Origin of the sequence: Vibrio navarrensis, from assembly GCF_000764325.1 — a bacterium.
In the GTDB taxonomy this organism is placed as follows: domain Bacteria; phylum Pseudomonadota; class Gammaproteobacteria; order Enterobacterales; family Vibrionaceae; genus Vibrio; species Vibrio navarrensis.
Genome location: NZ_JMCG01000002.1, coordinates 587,695 through 608,904, shown reverse-complemented (window position 1 = coordinate 608,904; position 21,210 = coordinate 587,695). Strand labels below are relative to the sequence as shown.

The following is a 21,210-nucleotide window of genomic DNA, read 5'->3' as shown; positions in this document are numbered from 1 at the left end:
AATGAGATCATCCTTTATTTTCGTTTTTGAGCGTTTGTGTGATTTGCGCATACGAACGAAGAAAGGGAAGCTGATAAGGCGTGCGTTTTGGGTGTTTGCGGTGGCGAAAACAGAAACGCCCCACCAAAGAGGTGAGGCGCAAAGGGAACTTGAGGAAAGTAGATTAGTGGCTGGCGATTTCTAACGGAATTTGATGCTCTTTAAGTATGGCGCTGATCTCTTCGGGAGGCTGCTGATTGGTGATCAGTAAGTTAATTTGTGAAATGTTGCCCAGTTTCACCATCGCATTACGGCCAAATTTGCTGTGGTCGACCGCTAGGTACACACTGCGGCTGTTTTCGATAATGGCTTGCTTAACGCGCACTTCGTGATAGTCGAAATCGAGTAGGGAGCCATCATAATCAATGCCACTGATGCCTAAGATGCCGAAATCGAGGCGGAACTGTTTGATGAAATCCAGCGTGGCTTCTCCGACAATGCCACCATCCCGGTTACGCACTTCTCCGCCCGCGAGGATAACTTTGATCTCTGGATTGCTGAGCAAAATACTGGCGACGTTGATGTTGTTGGTAACGACGCGCAATTGCTTGTGATTTTTGTTGAGCGCTTTGGCAACCGCCTCAGGCGTGGTGCCGATGTCAATAAACAACGTCGCGCCATCGGGAATGTGCTTGGCCAGCTCTTCGGCGATCAGATCTTTCTCGGTAAAGTGCTCTTTTTTACGGGTCGAGTAGGAGGTGTTTTCTGAGCTGAGCGGAATGGTTGCACCACCATGGTAGCGGCGGATTTTATTCTCGTCGGCAAGTTCGTTCAGATCACGGCGAATGGTCTGCGGGCTAACATTAAATTTCTCGACCAGCTCCTCGGTGCTGACGTATCCCTGCTTTTTCACCATTTCAATGATTTGTTGATGTCTTGGTATCTGCTTCACTTTGTCTCCCTGATGCCTCTAACCAGCTTAGCCCTTAAGGGTTAGAAATGCTGGCATTCGAAAATAATCACTCGGGCTATTGTGCGCTAAATAACGCATTCATAGAAGCAACCAACATCAAGAAATCGGCTGAAACAACAAAAAAGGGCGCCATGAAGGCGCCCAAACATAGGGGGAGGTAAGAATTAATCTTCGAGATCGCGCATTTCAGACCAAGTTTGCGCACACTTAACCGCACGCTTCCAGCCTTTGTAGCGGCGGTTGCGTTTCTCTTCGTCGTGATGAGGAAGGAAAGAGCGATCGATTTCCGCTTTGTTCTTCAGCTCATCAATGCTGTTCCAGTAACCCACGGCAAGGCCGGCAAGGTATGCCGCGCCAAGTGCGGTTACTTCGGTCACTTTCGGACGGTGCACTTCAGTATCCAATACATCCGATTGGAACTGCATTAAGAAGTTGTTGGCCACTGCACCGCCATCGACACGCAGCGCTGAGAGCTTGATGCCCGAGTCGGCTTGCATCGCATCCAACACATCGCGAGTTTGGTAGGCGATGCCTTCCAGTGTCGCGCGGATGATGTGGTTCGCGTTCACGCCGCGAGTCAGGCCGACAATGGTGCCGCGAGCGTAGGCATCCCAGTATGGTGCGCCAAGGCCAGTAAAGGCTGGCACCACATACACGCCGTTTGAAGTGTCCACTTTGGTAGCAAAGTATTCAGAGTCGTGCGCATCAGAAATCAGCTTAAGCTCATCGCGTAGCCATTGAATCGATGCACCGCCCATAAATACCGCGCCTTCCAGTGCGTAGGCGGGTTCGCCTTGTGGGCCACAAGCCAGTGTGGTCAGTAGGCCGTTTTGCGACGCCACTTTCTCTTTACCCGTGTTCATCAGCAAGAAGCAGCCAGTACCGTAGGTGTTTTTCGCTTGCCCCGCTTCGACACACATTTGTCCGTACAGTGCTGCTTGTTGGTCACCTGCGATCCCGGCGATTGGAATACGCGTACCACCTTTACCACCGATGTTGGTTTGGCCGTAGACTTCAGAAGAGCGTTTCACTTCTGGCATCATTGAGGCTGGAATGCCCATTTCGTCTAGAAGCTTCTGATCCCAACACAAATCGTTGATGTTAAATAGCATGGTACGAGAGGCGTTGGTGTAGTCGGTTACGTGCACACGGCCTTGGGTCATTTTCCAAACGAGCCAAGTATCGACGGTACCAAACAGCAGTTTGCCAGCTTCGGCGTCTTCGCGCGCGCCTTCCACGTTATCGAGAATCCACTTCACCTTGGTGCCCGAGAAGTAAGGATCGAGCACTAGGCCTGTATTGTCACGGATGTAGCTCTCCAAGCCGCGTGCTTTCAGATCTTCACAGATATCGGCGGTGCGGCGACATTGCCACACAATCGCGTTATACACCGGTTTGCCAGTCTCTTTATTCCATACAATGGTGGTTTCACGTTGGTTGGTGATACCGATGGCGGCCACTTGGTCGCTGCGAATGCCGGATTTACCCAAAACTTCCACTAAGGTTGAGCTCTGGGTGGCGTAAATTTCCATGGGATCGTGCTCTACCCATCCTGCTTGAGGGTAGATCTGAGTGAATTCGCGCTGGGAGACGGAAACAATATTCGCGTCGTGGTCTAAAACCACCGCGCGGGAACTGGTTGTGCCTTGGTCCAGCGCCACAATGTACTTCTGCTCAGTCATGGTAAGATCCTTTCGTTTCGTTAGTTATATTTTAGTCAATTTATTAAGCGCGAGCTTCTTCAACGTCTTCAGCAGCATCGCATTGATTCGGGATGGTGCAACCTTGGCCAACATTAGGTAGGTAGGCCGCAATTGCTTTTGGATACAACCAGCCACCAAAACAAGCACCGGCAATCGGAGCAAGAATTGGCACAATAAAGTAAGGAATGTCTTTCGCCCCAGTCAGGGCATAATCCCAGCCAGCAAAGTAAGCAAACAGTTTTGGTCCGAAGTCACGAGCCGGGTTCATGGCAAAACCGGTGAGTGGGCCAAGTGAGCCACCGATGACCGCAATCAAAATACCGATCAATAGTGGGTTCATTGCACCGCGAGAAGCGCCGTTGTGCTCATCGCCTAGCGCCAAAATGGCAAACATCAGTACCGCAGTAATCACAAATTCCACCACAAAAGCGCCAAGGAAAGAGAGTGAAGCGTGTGGGTAAGTGGAGAATATGCCAGCCGTTGCTAGGCCTTCTTTGCTGCCACGGATCAGGTTGTGTGCCAGTTCGTAGTCAGTGAAGAGGTTGCTGTACAGGCTGTAAACCAGCGCCGCAGAGCAAAATGCGCCAAGCAGTTGAGCGATGATGTAAGGCACGACTTTCGCTTTGTCGAAGCCGTGGAAAGCAGCCAGTGCGATGGTCACCGCTGGGTTGATGTGCGCACCCGATACCCCTGCAGTACAGTAGATAGCGATGGTGACCCCAAAGCCCCACACAATGCTGATTTCCCATTGACCAAATTGAGCACCGGCAAGAACCAGCGCAGCAACGCAGCCAACACCGAAAAAGATAAGTAGACCTGTACCGATGAATTCGGCCAGGCACTCTCCGAAGAGAGTTGTTTTTTTGTTTGTCATGGTAAGAGTCCTTTATGTTCCACAGTCGGCGTGCTTATTTTTATAAACCACATGCACAGCGGTTATTTTGCACATTTAAACGATTGCGAAAATAAACAATCAATCAAATTGAGCGTTCGAGCATAATTTTATTAATGATACGTATCTTTTTTGTTAAATAAGTCATTGTTTGAACATTTTTCGCGCAACAGGCGATTGAAGGCATCGTTCTCATAGGCAGTCAGCCATGTACTTGAGATGTCGAAGTGGTCTCTTCTCGTTAAGTATCAGAGAATCTTACATTTTATTAACTAGGTAAGTAGAGCTAGGTTAGGGAAATGTGAGATGAGTGCGCAGCATGTTGGCTGTTCGCTTAAATAGCCAGCGACGGGTAGCGTGACTGGTCATACCAAATGGAGTTTAAAAGAAGGTTCGAAGTCGAGTGTTTACGCAGCGAAATTGGTATCCGTTGGTAAAATAAAAGGCGACAGCCTGTGCTATCGCCTAGATGATCCAGCCAACGGAGCAGTACGTTGAGGTGCTCTGCACACTCGCAGATGCTCTGGCTTAGTTATTTTTGTGCAGTTCGCTGTTGAGTTCCACCGCGGTTTTGTTGGCAAGACACTCGATTTGTCCTGTCACTGAGTTGCGGCGGAACAGCAGATCAGAGACACCAGCCAGATCGCGCGCTTTGACCATTTCGACTTCTTGACCGCTTGAGTCTAGCATGCGCACTTTCGAACCTGCGGTGACGTACAAACCGGACTCCACTGTGCAGCGATCGCCCAGCGGGAAACCAAGACCTGCGTTTGCGCCAAGCAGTGAGTTTTCGCCAATCGATACCACCACTTTACCACCCCCAGAAAGCGTGCCCATGATAGACGCGCCGCCGCCGATATCTGAGCCATTTCCGACCACCACGCCAGCAGAAATACGGCCTTCAACCATGCTCACGCCTGCCGTGCCGGCGTTAAAGTTGATGAAGCCCTCGTGCATTACAGTGGTGCCTTCGCCAACATGAGCGCCAAGACGCACGCGAGAAGTGTCTGCAATGCGCACTCCCGTTGGTACGATGTAATCGACCATTTTCGGGAATTTGTCGACGCAATCGACAGTCAGCACGCGGCCTGCAAGGCGCGCTTCGATTTGGCGTTCAGCCAGCTCAGGCAGATCGATCGGGCCTTCGTTGGTCCAGGCGATGTTGTGCAGCAGGCCAAAAATGCCGTCCAGTACGGTGCCGTGCGGTTTGATCAAACGATGCGAAATCAACTGCAGCTTGAGGAAACCTTCTGCCACCGATTGAGATTGCTCATCTGTTGCGAGGATCACCAATACCAGCGGCTGGGTAGACTGCGCCGCTTTAGCCGCAAACGCGGCGTTGGCCGCATCGCCGTTTTGCTCAAACGCGCTAGCAAGCTCAACGCTTTGCGCAGCAGAGATCTCAATGGCTTGGTTGCCTTGCTTGTATCCGGCCACTGTAGCCAGTGCGTCAACCAGCGCTTCGCTTGGGTTTAAAACTGGATGAGGAAAAAACGCTTCGATAATTTTGCCATCGCGGTTTTTAGTTGCCGTGCCAAAGGCTAGGGAAAAGTAAGCCATAGGAGATCTCCATCTGTTGAATCTTGGTGCTCGTCTGTTCACTGAAGAGCATGAATAAAGTTGAGTTCATCATAAAGAGACAAAAAACGAACTTAAAGGTTTAGCGGGGAGAAAGTCCGTCAGTGAATACTTTTTGTCTTTTTATCGATATATTTCTTTAACGAGAAATTGCTTTGATGAGAAATTGTGTCGTACGGCCAATAAAAAACCGCCACTGGCGCGACGGTTTCTTGGAGGTGTGGTCAGAGCTTAAGCTGCATCTTCAGCGGACTCTTCTGCTGATGGTTCATCCACAGCAGTCAGCTTTTTCTCTTTCTTTGGCGCTGGGCGACGTTTCGCTCCCAGAGCGTAGAGAAGCTCTTCTTTGTTCTGTGCAAGGAACATCGCTAGATCTTCCTGTTTGCCTTCATCTTCTAGAAGGTCACTTTTACCCAGTAGTTCGAAAAGCTCGTCTGCCATATCGAGCATCTTGTCGTATGCGTCAGCATCCGCTTTAGAGGTAAAAGTCATTTTCTCTTCTCCGTTGCGTTCTACCACGTACTTGACGATAACAGCCATGGTTAATCCCCTAGGTTAGTCGTTGCGAAAATTTACTGTCTGTTTATACAGTTTTTGCTCGGCAATGTCCAATTGTGCCTGTCAGAATGAGAGGCTGGAGGGTATACGTTTTTAGACGTTCTGCCACTCCTTACAAAAGGCGATAAACGCTTTCAGAAGCGGGTTTTGGTATTTCTCTTTGTGTACCAGCAGCCAAAAGCGGCGTTTCATATCCAGCGGCATGTTGAGCATTTTTACTCGCCCATCACGAATTGCGGGCTCAGCCGATAAGCGTGACAAGCAGCCAAGCCCGAGCCCGGCAGCCACCGAGTTGATCAGCGCCTCGGTGGTATTGAGCTGAAACGCTTCTTGCCACTGCTCTAAACGGGGCGCGATGACTCGCAGAAAAAACTCGCGGGAACCAGAACCGGCCTCGCGCAAAATCCACTCACTGTTTTCCAGTTCGCTCAGCGTTATCATTTGATTGGCGTTGAAAGGGGCGTCCATGGCGCAGATCACGCACATTTCATCTTCACTAAACTGGCTGGAGTGTAACTCTGGATGGAGTGTTTTGCCTTCTATCAGCGCAATATCCAGCTCATAGTCCACCAGTTTGTCGCAGATCTGCGCCGAATTGGAAATAAACAAGCTTTGTGACTGATGCTGGGTCTGACGGCGAAAATCGCGCAACAGATACGGAGCCACCTGGTTGCCGATGGTGTCACTTGCACCAATTCGTAACTGACCGGATAAGCTCGCGTCACCATCAAACAGGCTTTCGATATCTCGGGCGCGACTGAGCAGTTCGTCGGCTAAAGGTAAGAGCTTTTGCCCTTCTTGATTGAGAATCAAACGGTTGTTCACTCGGTCAAACAGCGCGTGGCCGATCTGTTTCTCCAGTTCAGAGAGCGCCATGCTAACCGCGGCTTTGGAAAGGAATAGACTTTCAGACGCCGCCGTCAAGGTATGATGCTGCGTGATGGTGGTGAAGACTTTCAGTTGTCGCAGTGAAATGTGGCTGGCCATATTTGTTTAATTTCGTTGAACGTTGGTTATAAATAATTAGATATCTTAAAACATGACGCAAGCTTAAAATGAACTTGTTTCCTAAATACAGTAGGTCGAGGTCATGATGATTCAAGCAACAAAAGCAAAAGTGATGGGTGCTCCGACGCCGATGGCTGGCTTGGCGCTAGGAATTGCCAGTTTGGGTTGGTGCTGGGAAAACTTCGCCGAACTCCATGGCTACGGGCAGTGGCTTAGCGCTGCGCTTGCCAGTGTCTTGCTGTTGATCCTCGCGGTAAAGTTCCTTTTTCATCGCCATTTGTTGAGACAAGATTTGGCACACCCAGTTGTGGGCAGTGTGGTGCCGACTTTTGCCATGGCGACCATGGTGGTATCGAATTCACTAGGGCATTTATTCCCTATCGCTGGTGATGTCATGTGGTCTGTGGCGGTTGCGTTACACATCGTATTTTTGCTGAGTTTTGTTTATCACCGTGCAAAAGAGTTTGAACTTCACCACATGGTGCCCAGTTGGTTTGTGCCTCCGGTTGGCATCATCGTTGCGGATGTCTCTTTCTCCGGTAACCCTGTATTGGCGCCTGTTGCGCACGGTGCTTTGCTCTTTGGCATGATTGCCTATGCGGTGATGCTACCCATCATGATCTACCGTTTCATGTTTACCCATGAAGTGCCCGATGCAGCCAAATCCACCATGGCGATTCTGGCCGCGCCAGCGAGTCTCTCTTTGGCTGGCTATTTGACCGTTACCGCGCATCCTTCGCCTGTGATTGTAGCGCTGCTATTTGGCATTGCAGTCTTGATGACGGCCATCATCTATCTGGCGTTTTTTACTCTGCTGCGACTGCCTTTTAGCCCCGGTTATGCAGCGTTTACCTTCCCGATGGTGATTGGCTCGACCGCGCTGTTTAAAATGGCGGCTTGGATGAAAACGGTCGACATCAGCGCGGAATATGTGGCGCAGGTGCAGTGGCTAGCGAGCTTAGAACTTATTGTCGCCACCTTAGTGGTTGGCTATGTGGCGATGCAATACGGTTATAACCTGCTCATTTTGCCCAAGATGCAGCAGGCTCAAGTAAGACAGTGCTAAAGTAGCAAGCCCGGCGGGAAGCCGGGCTTGGTATTAGCTTTTTTTCGCGAAAAAGCGCGACATTTCGTCGAGCGACTTCTGAATCACACTCGGCGGGATTTTCTCTTCCCGGACCACACTCAGTTGGCTGTTCAACTGCTTGGCATTACCTGCCGGATTAACCACCATCATGATCTCTTGCCCCACCAGTGCATAGTTGTAGTAACTGCCTGCAATAAACCACTCACGCTTGACTGAGTCATCAAACAAATTATGCCCGACGCTGTAAGTAGCGGTATCGGTTTGCTCACCGAATAAACGTTCCATCAAGGTCGGCACCAGATCAAAATGGGTGGTACGGTAATCGTAGCGAACCGCTGGTTGGTCAGGCGTGTAAATGTACAGCGGCACATGGATCTGCGCTTGACTGTAGTTACCAGAGTGGCCCCAGTAGTTCATACCGTTGTCGTTAAACTCTTCACCATGATCTGATGTGAGTACTACGATGGTGTTGCTTAAATCGATATTTTTCAGCACCTTGCCAATCAGACCATCGATGTAGTACAGCGAGTTTTTGTAGCGATTGTGGTAGAGCTCGGCGTCAAAATCGTTATTGAGCAGAATATGATCCACACGTTCCCAGTAGGGGGTGAATTTCGCCCCTTCAGGTTCAGGAAACTCAGTGCCGTGGGCTGAATCGTAAAAGAGAAAACCGAAGTACGGCTGAGAGTTTGGTTGCTGAACAAACTGCAGAAAGTCATTTGTGATGCGCGCGTCACGCTCCACTTGACTATCGCCAGGTGTTTTAAAACGTAAATCTTTCACATTCTTGAACACGGTACGCGACAGCGGAGGGCTGGTGAGTGACGCGGAACCAAAGATCCCCATGCGATAGCCGGAATGTTGTAGCGCGTCGAGAAAGACGGGCGCGGTTTGGCTGGCATAAACGCTGTCCCAGTACGTCGCGGGCAAACTATAAAACAGGCTAAACATCCCAGCCTGAGTTGAGTTCCCGCCGCTCATGTGTTGGGAAAATTGCGCGCTCTTTTCGGCAAATTGGCTCACGTTTGGCATGATCTCGGCGGTTGCATCACTGTAGCGCCACGCGTCAATCAGGATAAACAGCACGTTTGGCTGCTGCTCTGGCGTTGTCAACGCGACAGGTTGCAACGGGTAGTGCAATAGACTGCTGGTGACATTTTTTAGCTCAACTCGATTGCGGGCGGCCACTTTTTCATCCACCCAACCGTGCTGATAAATCCAAGAGCGCGCGGTGAGTGGGTAGTACAGGGGCCAATTGCTGGTGAACTGGCTCACTTCGTTGTCATACAAGGCATTCTTGTAAGCATGGATTGCTTGGCTACTTACGAGCAGTGCAAACCACACCGCCACCATCGCATATTTGCTTTTCCGTGGCGCTAAACGGCCTGTTAGCCGGAGAGTCACGGCTAAGCCGATCAGCAGTACGGCGATTTCGGAGATAAAAAGTGCCCAACTGAGCCACGAGATATGAAACACTTCGCTGCCACTGTCGACAAACATACGCACCAGCAAGCCATTAATGTGAAACTTGTAGTGCTGAAAGACGGTAATGTCCACTTGCAAAAGGATTAACAAGAGGGCTGCGAGCAGCACTACGCCACCCCTAAACCAATGAGTTGGCAACCAAGTCAATGGCAGAGCTAAAAGCACAAGCAAAAAGGCCAACAAACCCAGCCAGCCGAGTTGAGTGGCGATCAGATAGAACACTTGCAAAGTGCTGAACGTTTGCTGTGCATCGGTTGGGAGCAAAAATGGATAGCAAGCCAGAGCCAGAAACAGGCTAAAGCAGACAAAAAAAGCGACTAGCCAAGCGCTGTTGTCAGACAGTTTACGCAGCATACGAAATGGCCCTCTGCAAGATTGGAAAGCGGAAGAGTATAAAATAGTGTTTTTTAATATGGAATAGTTGTGGGGTATGTCACGCTTTGTATCACTGTGTCAGTGATATTTTACAGTCCACTTGGACAGCTAAAGAAATTTGTATGGAATGCGTTATAACCATTTAGTAAATCAGTGAGTTACAGCGGTGCTTGATTTTGCAGGCATATGTTAAGCTTAGGCACAGTCACGCTTACTGCTCGGAAGCCTTATTTTGTTTACTGTTTATCACTCCAATCAGGTTGATGTTCTTAAATCTCTGTTGGTGGAACTGATCCGCCGAGAGCCGCTGCAAAACCCGTTCACGCAAGAGCGTATCTTGGTTCAAAGCCCCGGCATGTCGCAGTGGCTAAAAATTGAGCTGGCCAAAGAGTTTGGTGTAGCGGCGAATATTGAGTTTCCGCTGCCGGCAACGTTTATCTGGGAGATGTTTACCAAGGTGCTGCCGGACGTGCCCAAGCGCAGCGCATTTAACAAAGAAGCCATGACTTGGAAACTGATGCAATTGCTACCGAGTATGCTAGGGCAAGCGGCGTTCGAACCATTAGCACGTTATTTACAGCAAGATGAGGACCATAGTCGGCTCTACCAGCTGGCCGAGAAAATCGCCGATATTTTCGATGGTTACTTGGTCTATCGTCCCGAGTGGATCGCCAAGTGGGAGGCAGGGCAAGCGGTAGAGGAAATTGCGGATGAGCACCCTTGGCAAGCGCCGCTTTGGCAGGCGCTTTATCAGCACACCTTGGCGTTAGGGCAATCGCCCTACCATCGTGCCAACCTCTATCAAGACTTTATTCACGCTCTGCAAGCGTCATCGGCAACTTTTGAACAACTGCCCGAACGGCTGTTTGTGTTTGGTATTTCGTCGCTGCCGCCGCGCTATCTCGATGCGCTTAAAGCGCTTGGAGAGCATATCGATGTGCATCTGATGTTCACCAACCCTTGTCGTTACTACTGGGGAGACGTGCGCGATCGCAAGTTTCTCGCTCGCTTGGCGGCCAAGCATCGTCAGCATCTAGTGTGGCAACAAGACCATTCACAAGCGCTGGGTGAAAATGGGCAGTTGAAAGGCTCGATTGAAGATAATCTTGCCGATGAACTGCATAGCCAAATGGTTGGTAACAGTTTGCTCGCCTCGATGGGCAAATTGGGGCGCGATAACCTGTATCTGCTCTCGCAGCTCGAATCCCATGAGATTGAAGCGTTTGTTGAGGTGGAACGCGATACTCTGCTGCATCAGTTGCAAGCGGACATTCTTAATTTAGAAGAGCACCAAGACGACCATCAACTCGACCATAGCGGGCACAAACAGGTGGTTTCACTGGGTGATCAGTCATTGTCACTGCATGTTTGCCACAGCCCTATGCGGGAAGTGGAAGTGCTGCACGACCGTTTGCTAGCGATGTTTGACGCTGATCCCAGTCTAAAACCGCGCGACATTATCGTCATGGTAGCCGACATCAACGCCTACAGCCCGGCTATTCAGGCGGTGTTTGGTAACGCGCCGGGCGAGCGTTTCATTCCGTATTCGATTTCAGACCGCAGCGCCGCGCAGGAAAGCCCGATTTTGAGCGCTTTTCTACAGTTGCTGAACTTACCTCAAGCGCGCTGTTTAGCCTCAGAACTGCTCGAACTTCTGGAAACGCCGGCGATTTTGCGCCGTTTCGCACTCAGTGATGAGGATTTTCTGCAAGCCAAGCAGTGGGTCGAAGCGTCCGGCATTCGCTGGGGGCTGGATGAGCGCACGGGCGGCGAGTTCGAACTGCCGCAAACCGAGCAAAATACCTGGCAGTTTGGCATTCGTCGCATGTTGCTCGGTTATGCCATGGCCGACACAGCGGGCTTATTTCAATCGCGTAGCGGTCTGATTGCACCTTACAACGAGGTGCAAGGAATGGGTGCTGAGCTGGCAGGAAAACTGAGCCATTTTATTCAAAAAATTAGCGAATATCGCAGCAAATTAGCGCAAAACCTCCAAGTGGATGGCTGGCGTGACGCTTTGAATGCCTTGCTGGATGATTTCTTTCAGGTCGATCTGGATGGAGAAATGGCGCTTAAGTCGATTCGTGACACTTTAACGCAACTGAAAGAGCAGTTGAGCGATGCCGCATTTAGCGCGGACTTGTCGCCGGCGGTGGTGAGTGAATACTTGCACAACAAACTGTCGGGCACGCGGGTCAGCCAACGTTTTCTCGCCGGACAAGTCAACTTTTGTACTCTTATGCCGATGCGTTCTATCCCGTTTCGCACCGTTTGTTTGCTCGGCATGAACGATGGCGTTTATCCGCGCACGGTGCCGCCGGAAGGCTTTGATCTGATGAACGGCCGCGCTCGGCCGGGCGATCGCTCACGCCGCGATGACGACCGTTATCTGTTCCTCGAAGCCTTGCTCTCTGCGCAGCAGACACTGTACATCAGCTATGTGGGGCGCTCGGTGCAAGATAACAGCGAGCGGGTGCCTTCGGTGCTGGTCTCTGAACTGCTGGAATATTGCCAGCAAAACTACTGTTTGGCGGGCGATGAAGCGCTGGCGGTGGATGCTTCCGGTGAGCGTTTGGTGCGCAGCTTACAAACTCATCATCCTTTGGTGCCGTTCAGCCCTAGCGCGTTTCAAGGTAAGATGAGCAGCTACGCCAAAGAGTGGATCCCGGCCGCGCAGTTGCAAAGCCAAACTTCACTCAATCAAAGCCGCGGCGCATTTTTACGTGCATTGGATGACTATTGGTTGGGGATAAATTTTCCTTACGAGCTGGATCTGGTTGAGCTACAACGTTTCTGGCGCTTGCCGGTCCAGTATTTTTTCAATCGCCGCTTAAAAGTCCTGTTTGAACCGCCGCTTCCGGTGATGGAAGATGATGAGCCTTTTACTCTCGACGGACTCAGCAGCTTTCAATTGCGTGATGAGCTCCTTGACCGCTTGCTTGAAGCGAGTGTGGCTCAGCAAGATCCACAAGCGGTGATTGAACAGTTTTTACAACAGCAGCGAGCTTGCGGCCATTTGCCCGTTGGAGCTTTTGGTGAAATCGAGTTTGCCGCTAACCGTGCTCAAGCAGAAGCGCTGGTGGACAAATTGACCTTTCTCGCAGTGCGCGAACAGGAAGACATCGAGATCGATTTGAGCTTTGATCTGCTGGGCGAAGGCAAGCCGATCCGCTTAACGGGCTGGTTAACGCGTCACTATCAATGTGGCTTGATACGTTACCGCAGTGGCCGGATCCGCGCACAGGATTATTTGGCTGGCTGGATAGATCACCTAGCGATGTCCGCCAGTGGTTTGGCTCAGCCGACACACCTGATTGGTTACGATCGCAAAGAGGGCGTGCAGCATCTTATCTACCCAGCGCAGGATCAACCAGAGCAAGCCAAAGCCTTGCTTGCCGAGCTGGTGCGTCTGTTTGTCGAAGGGATGAATCGCCCCTTAGCCTATTTCCCGCACACCGCCTTGGCGGCGATTGAAGCTGGCTTTAACCGCGGCCAGTGGGTTGATGACCAAGAAAAAGCCCACAAAAAAATGGCCGATACCTTTAACGATGGCTTTTTAGGCGCGGGTGAGGGCAGTGATGTCTATATTGCGCGCATCTGGCCGCAGTGGAACGAAACGCTGGCGCATGAAGTTCGTCTGCTCAGTAGTTTAGTGTTGCAAGGAGCAAGGCTCAGTGTGGTTGACGGCGAGGATGCGTCTTGACAGTACGGGTGATGATGAAAAGTGCAAGAGTAGAGTGGCCGCCAGAAAATCATTATTGGTGTAGGGCGTTCGCTGTACGGCCACGAGGTCAGAGGGACCACGATTCGATGGAGAATACCGTTAACAGTACGGCAGAGCTCATGAAGCGCATACTAACCAGAGCAGTGCAGAGGTTCCGTGAGTGAGATCTCACAACATCCTAATATTTATACACTTTGCATTTATTCATAGAATTTTTGATGTTTGATCACAGTTCGATTAGCAGATAATCCGGAGATATTACGCCGATGACTGACAAGCCTGTCGCCATTCCTTTGCACACCATGCAGTTTCCCTTGCATGGCGCGCGCTTGATTGAAGCGTCTGCCGGAACGGGCAAAACCTTCACCATCGCGGGCCTCTATTTGCGCTTGCTGCTCGGTCACGGCAGTGACGATACCCGCCACCGCGTGCCGTTAACCGTCGATCAAATTCTGGTGGTGACTTTTACCGAAGCGGCCACGGCCGAACTGCGTGATCGCATCCGCGCGCGCATTCATGCCGCAAGATTGGCGTTTGCCCGTGGGCAAAGTGATGATGCGGTGATCAAGCCGCTGTTGGCCGAGATTGATGATCATCGTCAGGCCGCGCAGATCTTGTTGCAAGCAGAACGGCAAATGGACGAGGCCGCGGTGTATACCATTCACGGTTTTTGTCAGCGCATGTTGTCGCAAAACGCGTTTGAGTCTGGTAGTCGTTTCAACAATGAGTTCGTTACCGATGAAAGTCAGCTCAAAGCGCAGGTGGTCGCCGATTACTGGCGACGCAATTTCTATCCTTTACCGCAGGCTTTGGCCGCGGAAGTGCGCCAATTGTGGAGCTCGCCAGCGGCACTGCTCGCCGAGATTGGCCGCTACTTAACGGGCGCGCCGCTCAAACTGACAGTAGCGCCGATGACTGGCAGCTTGGCCGAATTGCATCAAGCCAATCTAGAAAAAATCGCCGATTTAAAAGCGCGTTGGCGCGCGGTGCAAGACGACCTCATGCCTTTGATTTCGGCGTCCGATGTCAATAAACGCAGTTACAGCAAAAAATCGCTGCCTGAATGGCTTGCCACCGTCAATCAGTGGGCAGCGAGTGAAACCAGCAGCTACGATTTTCCGGACAAGTTGGTCAAGTTCTCACAAACCGAACTGGCAGAGAAAACGCCGCAGGGCGTAGTGCCCGAGCATGAGATTTTTCTCGCTATTGATGCCTTTCTTGCTCAGCCGATCAGTTTAAAAGCGCCGCTGCTGGCTCATGCGATTGCGCAGTGCCGCACTTGGCTGGCGAAAGCCAAAATGCAGAAGCAGTGGCTCTCTTTTGATGACTTGCTCACCCAGCTATCCGCAGCAATCGATAATGATGAGCAAGATTTGCTCGGCAGCCGAATTCGCACCCTCTATCCGGTGGCGATGATTGACGAGTTTCAGGACACCGACCCGCTGCAATACAGCATTTTCAGCCGTATCTATCTCAACCATCCCGAGTGCGGTCTGTTTATGATTGGCGATCCTAAGCAGGCCATTTACGGCTTTCGTGGTGCAGACATCTTCACCTACATCAAAGCGCGTAATCAAGTGAGTGCTCACTATACGCTTGGTACCAACTGGCGATCGAGTGCCGAGATGGTGCAGGCGGTTAATCAGGTGTTCCAACGGCCGGATAGCCCGTTTATCTACGATCAAGACATTCCCTTTCTGCCCGTTAGCGCCAGCCCGGGGGCGGAGCATCGCTTTTGGATCATGGGTGGTCAAAAGCAACCTGCGCTCACTTACTGGTTACAAGAGGCGCAGCAAGGCCCGGTTAGCAAGGGCGAGTACCAGCAAGTGATGGCCGCGTCGAGCGCGAGTCAAATTCAGCAAGTGCTCAGCCAGTCGCAACAAGGCCATGCTTGGCTGCAGCGCGGAGAGGAGCGAAAAGCCATTTTGCCGGGCAACATTGCGGTGCTGGTCAGAACGGGGAGTGAAGGACGTTTGATCAAAAAAGCATTGGCAGAGCAGGGCATCGCCAGTGTCTATCTCTCCAATCGTGACAGCGTTTTTCTTAGCCCGGTTGCGCAGGACATCCAGCGTCTTTTGCAAGCGGTGTTAACCCCAGACAACGATCGCGCGCTGCGCGCTTCGCTGGCGTCTGAGCTGTTTGCTTTAGACGCCGCCACGCTTGATGCGCTGAACAATGACGAGTTGGCTTGGGATACGGCGTTGAATGAATTTCGCGAGTACCGTCGCCTGTGGCAGCAGCGTGGCGTGCTGCCTATGCTGCGTTCGGTGATGGCTAAGCGCCACGTCGCAGAGCGCTTACTCGGTGAAGAGAACGGTGAGCGAGTACTAACTGACCTGATGCACATTGGTGAGCTGTTGCAGCAAGCCAGTGGTGAGCTCGACAGTGACCATGGTTTGCTGCGCTGGTTGGCGCAGGCGATTAGCGATGCACAAATGGGCATGGGCGGCAGTGACGAGCAGATCCAGCGCTTGGAATCAGAACGGAATTTGGTGCAGATCGTCACCATCCACAAATCGAAAGGGCTGGAATACGATCTGGTGTTTCTGCCGTTTGTTTTTGCTGCCCGAGAGGCGAATGAAGCGAAATATTACGACGCGCACAGTGACACTACGGTGTTGGATATCACCCGCCACGAAGCGGCGTTAAAGCAGGCAGACAAAGAGCGCTTGGCCGAAGATTTGCGCCTGATCTATGTGGCGCTGACCCGCGCCGTGTATGGCTGTTTCATCGGTAGCGCGCCGCTGCGCAATGGTCGCTCGACCAAAGAGCCGACAGGGGTACATCAAAGTGCCATGGGCTATCTGTTGCAAAATGGTCAACAGGGCGGTATTGCCGATCTCACCGCGGCGCTGTTGCAGCAAAAAACGGCGCTGGCGTGCATCGAAGTTTGCGCGCCGTTGCCGCTGCCGGAGGAAAAATTTCAGCCCAGTGCGCAGCCCGTTGGTGCGCTTGCGGCGCGAGAGCTGCACACGCCGATTGATCGTCTGTGGCGCATGACCAGTTATTCTGCCTTGGTCAAACAAGGATCGCAGCACAGTGAGTACGATGCCAGTTTGGAACTCGGCGGCTTTGATATCGACTCGTCGGCGGAGCGAGATGAGAGCGCGGTGCTGGAAGTGGAGAAAAACATTTTTAATTTCCCTCGCGGCGCCCGTCCGGGCACGTTTTTGCATGCCCTGTTTGAAGAGGTGGAATTTACCGAGCCAGCCACATCAGAGCACAATACCCAAGTCATCTCAGAGCTGATGGCGCAAGAGCAGATTGATAGTGATTGGTTACCCGTACTGCAACGCTTAATTGATACTGTGCTGGAGACGCCGCTGGATGGCAAAGCGCTGCGCCTGCGAGACAAAGCGCCTAGTCAGCGTTTGGTCGAGATGGAGTTCTTTCTCCCCATCGAAGTGCTGAGCGCCGCCGCGCTCAATCGTGTTTGCCAGCGGCACGATCCGCTCTCTGCCCAAGCTGGCGACCTCGGTTTTCAAACGGTGCAAGGCATGCTCAAAGGCTTTATTGACTTAGTGTTTGAACACAAAGGACGCTATTACGTACTCGACTGGAAATCCAACCACTTAGGCGATGCGACGCACTTTTATCACGGCGAAGCGCTCAAAGGGGCGATGGTCGATCACCGTTATGATTTGCAATACCAGATTTATGCCTTGGCGCTGCACCGCTTTTTACGTAGCCGAGTAGCGGATTACGATTACCAGCGTCACTTTGGAGGTGTCTACTACCTGTTTCTGCGTGGCATGGATGGCAAAAGTGGCAGCGGCATCTTTTCGGCGCGCCCTTCGCTGGCGTTTTTACAACAAATGGATCGTCTGCTGGATGGTCAGGAGCCGCAAGAGCCAGCCAGCAGTCAACCTGGTCAGATGGAGTTACTATGAGCGCCCATTCCGCGATGCATTTTTTGCCATTACTTGCCGACCTTGCCAAGCAAGGCAGTCTGCGCCAGCTTGATTACCAGTTCGCCCGTTTGATTGCCTCGCAAAGTGACGATGAGGAACTGGCGCTGTTAGCGGCGCTGGCCAGCGCGGAAGTGGGGCGTGGTCATATCTGTTTGCCATTAATCGATTCACACGGGCAGGGCCTTGATATCGCGACGCGCTTGGGTTTATACGGTGAGGCGGCGCAAGCGCTGAATACTCAGTTGGCGTCGATTGATTGGGCCGAAAAGCTCAAAGCATCGCCAATTGTCGGCGAGAGCCATGAGGCTTTACCGCTGATCTTTGATGGGCAGCGACTCTATTTACAACGCTACTGGCACTATGAAGTGATGGTTGCGGCCAAGCTCAACCAGCTCAGTAGCGCGGTAAGTTTAGACGCTGAAGAGATGAAAAAACTGGCCAATTTGCTCGATCACTTGTTTGCGCGTGATTATCGCTTTTTGCTTGAGGCGCTGCTGCGTGGCCGCAACGAAAGTACGGACTCGGCAGGCCTGCGCCAACAGTTGGTGTGCGACCATCTGGATGTGGTGAATGCAAGTCAGCTTGACTGGGCGGCGATTGAGCGCGTAGTCGCGGCAGCGACTAAGGTCGATGAGCTCAGCGCCTTGGATAGTTTGGTGGCGCAAAGTGTCTGCCTCAACTGGCAAAAAGTGGCGGCTGCGGTGGCGTTAACGCGTCGTTTTACAGTGATTTCCGGCGGGCCGGGGACGGGTAAAACCACCACAGTATGTAAACTTTTGGCGGCCCTGATTGAGCAAGCTGGCGGTTACGATCTCACCATCAAACTGGTGGCTCCGACCGGAAAAGCGGCCGCTCGCCTGACGGAGTCGATCGGCAAAGCGGTATCGGCTCTGCCTGTCTCCCCTGAATTGAAAAACAAAATTCCGACCGAATCGTCAACCTTACACCGCTTACTGGGCGCGATTCCCGGCAGCGCCGAATTTCGTCATCACAGTAAAAACCCGCTACATCTGGATGTGTTGGTGATTGATGAAGCGTCCATGGTGGATTTATCCATGATGTACAAAGTGATCGATGCCTTGCCCAAGCAGGCTAGAGTGATTTTGCTTGGCGATAAAGATCAGCTCGCCTCGGTGGAAGCGGGCGCAGTGCTGGGAGATATTTGCTCCTTTTCTCACACCGGTTACAGCCCGGAGCAAGCGAGCGCGTTGGTGCGTTTGACTGGCTTTGCCAGCTTAACTTCGCTGGGGCGCAGCAAAGTGTCGATTGCAGACAGCTTATGCATGTTGCAAAAAAGCTTTCGCTTTGATGCCCGTTCAGGGATTGGTCAGTTGGCGCGGGCAGTTAACGCGGGGGATGCGCACGCGGTGGATCAAGTGTGGCAGCGAGAGATGAGTGACATTACCCACTGGGATCTCAATGCGCAGAACTACCATCAGATGATACAAACGCTGGTTAGCGAATATGGCCGCTATCTCGCACGCCTGCAAGAGACTCAGCTCAGCCCGGTGACGGGGGAGAGCGAAAGCAGTGCCGAAAAGGCTAAAGTAGTCTTGGCGCTGTTCAATCAATGCCGCTTATTGTGTGCGCTGCGTGAGGGCGATTTTGGTGTCAGCGGGCTTAACCAACGGATTGAAAAAGCACTTGCGGCGCGCAAGTTGATCCGCACTCAAGACGAACTTTGGTACCACGGTCGCCCTGTGATGGTGACGCGTAACGACCATGCGCTGGGCTTGTACAATGGCGATATTGGCATTTGTATGCGTGATGAGAGTGAGGGCGAAGCGCGCTTGAAAGTCTTTTTTGAACTGCCTGACGGTAGCATGAAAGCGATCTTACCGAGCCGTGTCCCCGAACATGAAACGGCCTATGCCATGACCATTCATAAATCGCAGGGCAGTGAATTTGACTTCACACTGATGGTGCTGCCAGCAGAGTTTAGCCCGATCCTGACACGGGAGCTGATTTACACCGGTATTACTCGAGCAAAGAAAAAACTGGCGCTATATGCCGACGGCCAAGTGCTCAAGCGAGCGATTCGTGTCCGCACTCAGCGGGCGAGTGGCTTGGTGGAGCGCTTGCAAGGATAGGCCGTTGTCACCGTGTATCGCACAGATGCAACAAGGCCGGGATAACCCCGGCCTTGTAAAACTGTTTAAGCATGAAACGCTTTAGTGAAAGTGATGCTGCGAATTCGGTATTGCTGTTGGTAGTTCATGATGAACTCTTTTAACGCGGCGTTCACTGGGAAAACACAGTGAACATCCAGACCTTCTAGAAACTGGTTATCTGCCATATCCCAGAAGCTTTGCAACGAATTACAAATAACGGTTTTCATATTAGTGCTCTTTATTGCTTAGCCGTGGCCTACTGACGGCGGTTAAGTAATCAATCGAGCATTCCGTGCAATGGTGTATTTCCGATGTCCTTGGTTCAGGTGGTATTCCTGAATGGCGCGCATTATAAAGCAGTGCGCTGATTAAAAAAAGAACAAAATGTGAGCAAAAATAATGTAAAGCATTGCATATCGGATTTCACGCTTTTGCCAGTAGGAAGCTCTACAAATGCAGCGCTAAGATCTTAGAACGGCGCTGATAGTTGTAGAGGTTTTTCTTCGCCATCGGCAGAGAATCAACGCCAATCTCATAAAAACCTTGTTCTCTAAACCAGTGCACGCTGTGGGTGGTCAGAACAAAGATCTGCTGAATGCCGATTGGTTTTGATTTATGTTTCATGTGGTTAAGTAACATCAAGCCACGGTTGCCATCGCGATAATCGGGATGAATCGCCACGCAAGCCATTTCCGCCATTTTCTCTTCAATATAAGGATAAAGTGCCGCGCAGCCGATGATCAGGCCATCTTTCTCTATGATGGTAAAACGTTCGACCTCTTGCTCTAACTGCTCGCGCGAGCGTCTCACCAAGATGCCTTGCTCTTCCAGCGGGCGAATCAGATCCAAAATGCCACCGATATCGTCAATATCTGCCTGACGAACCTGCTCAGAGCTGGCCATCACCACTTGTGTACCGATGCCGTCAAACGAGAACAGTTCTTGGATCAATGCACCATCTATCTTGTAACTGATCAGGTGGCTGCGGGGGACTCCCGCACGACACGCGGCCACCGCTCCTTTGAGAAAGCGCAATGTACCTGAGCTAAAATCACTGCTGAGATCGACATCTTGCGACAGCTTTTTGATCACCGCGTCCGCTTCACTTGGGAACAGCTCAGCAACCGCATTGCCGTTCTCATCGATCACTCCTTGCTCGGAACAAAAGCCGATCAGCTTATCGGCATTGAGGCGAATCGCGACCTGAGTGGCGACCTCTTCCGATAGCAAGTTAAAACATTCGCCTGTCACCGAGCTGGCAATCGGACCAAGCAGCACAATTGATCCTTGACTGAGTGAGCCATTGATCGCTTCGGTATCGATACGACGGATACGCCCGCTGTGGCAGTAATCGACGCCATCATCCACGCCAAGCGGCTGGGCGATGACAAAGTTGCCGCTCACCACATTCAGTTGAGTGCCCGCCATGGGCGTGTTGTTGAGGCTCATTGACAGGCTGGCGGTTATCGCCAGTTGCAGTTGTCCTGCTGCCTGCATAACTACCGAAATGGTGTTTTCATCAGTCACGCGAATGTTTTTATGATACGGTGTTTGGCACGCTTGCTTCTCCAGTAAGTGATTGATTTGTGGTCTGGCACCATAAACCAGAACAATCTTCACGCCGAGACTGTGCATTAATGCTATATCATTAATTATGTTGCCAAAGTTCTTATCTTCAATCGCTTCCCCACTGAGCAAAATCACCATGGTTTTGCCACGGTGAGCGTTGACATAAGGAGTAGACTGTCTAAAACCTTTTACGAGAGCGGTGCTGCGAATTTTCACAATTGGATTTCCTTGTGATTTTTTATGCACAAATTCTGTCT

General features: G+C 51.6%; 13 protein-coding genes. 4 read left to right on the top strand and 9 right to left on the bottom strand.

Annotated elements, in window-relative coordinates:
- Positions 1-163: 163 nt before the first annotated feature.
- The 6 genes from EA26_RS17145 to EA26_RS17120 form a co-directional block, all read right to left on the bottom strand.
- Positions 164-931: a DeoR/GlpR family transcriptional regulator gene (locus tag EA26_RS17145; protein ID WP_039430350.1), complete on the bottom strand. Its 768-nt coding sequence runs from the start codon at positions 929-931 to the stop codon at positions 164-166.
- A gap of 185 nt (positions 932-1,116) precedes the next feature.
- On the bottom strand, positions 1,117-2,634 hold the full coding sequence (gene glpK / locus EA26_RS17140; RefSeq protein WP_039430349.1) for a glycerol kinase GlpK: 1,518 nt from the start codon (positions 2,632-2,634) through the stop codon (positions 1,117-1,119).
- A gap of 43 nt (positions 2,635-2,677) precedes the next feature.
- On the bottom strand, positions 2,678-3,529 hold the full coding sequence (locus EA26_RS17135) for an MIP/aquaporin family protein (protein WP_039430348.1): 852 nt from the start codon (positions 3,527-3,529) through the stop codon (positions 2,678-2,680).
- 546 nt (positions 3,530-4,075) lie between these two features.
- Positions 4,076-5,107: a 2,3,4,5-tetrahydropyridine-2,6-dicarboxylate N-succinyltransferase gene (dapD, locus tag EA26_RS17130; RefSeq protein WP_039430347.1), complete on the bottom strand. Its 1,032-nt coding sequence runs from the start codon at positions 5,105-5,107 to the stop codon at positions 4,076-4,078.
- Positions 5,108-5,356: 249 nt separating this feature from the next.
- Complete coding sequence (locus EA26_RS17125; RefSeq protein WP_039430346.1) at positions 5,357-5,665, bottom strand: YebG family protein; 309 nt, start codon at positions 5,663-5,665, stop codon at positions 5,357-5,359.
- 111 nt (positions 5,666-5,776) lie between these two features.
- Positions 5,777-6,670 carry a LysR substrate-binding domain-containing protein gene (locus tag EA26_RS17120; RefSeq protein ID WP_039430345.1) on the bottom strand — a complete coding sequence of 298 codons (894 nt, stop codon included), beginning with the start codon at positions 6,668-6,670 and terminating at the stop codon, positions 5,777-5,779.
- A gap of 106 nt (positions 6,671-6,776) precedes the next feature.
- Between EA26_RS17120 and EA26_RS17115 the strand changes: the two genes are divergently transcribed.
- Positions 6,777-7,757 (top strand): TDT family transporter, encoded by a 981-nt coding sequence (locus tag EA26_RS17115; protein ID WP_039431627.1) that lies wholly within the window; start codon positions 6,777-6,779, stop codon positions 7,755-7,757.
- A gap of 33 nt (positions 7,758-7,790) precedes the next feature.
- Here the strand turns inward: EA26_RS17115 and EA26_RS17110 are convergent, their stop codons facing one another.
- On the bottom strand, positions 7,791-9,617 hold the full coding sequence (locus EA26_RS17110; protein WP_039430344.1) for a DUF3413 domain-containing protein: 1,827 nt from the start codon (positions 9,615-9,617) through the stop codon (positions 7,791-7,793).
- 253 nt (positions 9,618-9,870) lie between these two features.
- Between EA26_RS17110 and recC the strand changes: the two genes are divergently transcribed.
- The 3 genes from recC (at position 9,871) to recD (ending at position 19,363) form a co-directional block, all read left to right on the top strand.
- Positions 9,871-13,341 carry an exodeoxyribonuclease V subunit gamma gene (gene recC, locus EA26_RS17105; RefSeq protein ID WP_039430343.1) on the top strand — a complete coding sequence of 1,157 codons (3,471 nt, stop codon included), beginning with the start codon at positions 9,871-9,873 and terminating at the stop codon, positions 13,339-13,341.
- Positions 13,342-13,628: 287 nt separating this feature from the next.
- Positions 13,629-17,252, top strand: a complete 3,624-nt coding sequence (gene recB / locus EA26_RS17100; protein ID WP_039430342.1) for an exodeoxyribonuclease V subunit beta — start codon at positions 13,629-13,631, stop codon at positions 17,250-17,252.
- The gene (recD, locus tag EA26_RS17095; protein WP_052079811.1) at positions 17,249-19,363 is read left to right on the top strand and encodes an exodeoxyribonuclease V subunit alpha; all 2,115 of its coding nucleotides are present in this window, start codon (positions 17,249-17,251) and stop codon (positions 19,361-19,363) included. Before recB ends, recD begins: the two co-directional genes overlap by 4 nt.
- Positions 19,364-19,428: 65 nt before the next feature.
- Here the strand turns inward: recD and EA26_RS17090 are convergent, their stop codons facing one another.
- Together EA26_RS17090 and argA are read right to left on the bottom strand one after the other, a co-directional pair.
- Positions 19,429-19,611, bottom strand: coding sequence for a hypothetical protein (locus tag EA26_RS17090; protein WP_039430341.1), 183 nt, complete (start codon positions 19,609-19,611; stop codon positions 19,429-19,431).
- 220 nt (positions 19,612-19,831) lie between these two features.
- On the bottom strand, positions 19,832-21,169 hold the full coding sequence (argA, locus tag EA26_RS17085; RefSeq protein ID WP_039430340.1) for an amino-acid N-acetyltransferase: 1,338 nt from the start codon (positions 21,167-21,169) through the stop codon (positions 19,832-19,834).
- Positions 21,170-21,210: the final 41 nt, after the last annotated feature.

What these genes read in the sequence shown, in the direction of transcription:
- EA26_RS17120 (WP_039430345.1), bottom strand. Translation starts at nt 6,670, where the DNA reads ATGGCCAGCCACATTTCACTGCGACAACTGAAAGTCTTCACCACCATC.
- recB (WP_039430342.1), top strand. Translation starts at nt 13,629, where the DNA reads ATGACTGACAAGCCTGTCGCCATTCCTTTGCACACCATGCAGTTTCCC.
- recD (WP_052079811.1), top strand. Translation starts at nt 17,249, where the DNA reads ATGAGCGCCCATTCCGCGATGCATTTTTTGCCATTACTTGCCGACCTT.
- EA26_RS17090 (WP_039430341.1), bottom strand. Translation starts at nt 19,611, where the DNA reads ATGAAAACCGTTATTTGTAATTCGTTGCAAAGCTTCTGGGATATGGCA.
- glpK (WP_039430349.1), bottom strand. Translation starts at nt 2,634, where the DNA reads ATGACTGAGCAGAAGTACATTGTGGCGCTGGACCAAGGCACAACCAGT.
- dapD (WP_039430347.1), bottom strand. Translation starts at nt 5,107, where the DNA reads ATGGCTTACTTTTCCCTAGCCTTTGGCACGGCAACTAAAAACCGCGAT.
- EA26_RS17135 (WP_039430348.1), bottom strand. Translation starts at nt 3,529, where the DNA reads ATGACAAACAAAAAAACAACTCTCTTCGGAGAGTGCCTGGCCGAATTC.
- EA26_RS17115 (WP_039431627.1), top strand. Translation starts at nt 6,777, where the DNA reads ATGATTCAAGCAACAAAAGCAAAAGTGATGGGTGCTCCGACGCCGATG.
- EA26_RS17125 (WP_039430346.1), bottom strand. Translation starts at nt 5,665, where the DNA reads ATGGCTGTTATCGTCAAGTACGTGGTAGAACGCAACGGAGAAGAGAAA.
- EA26_RS17110 (WP_039430344.1), bottom strand. Translation starts at nt 9,617, where the DNA reads ATGCTGCGTAAACTGTCTGACAACAGCGCTTGGCTAGTCGCTTTTTTT.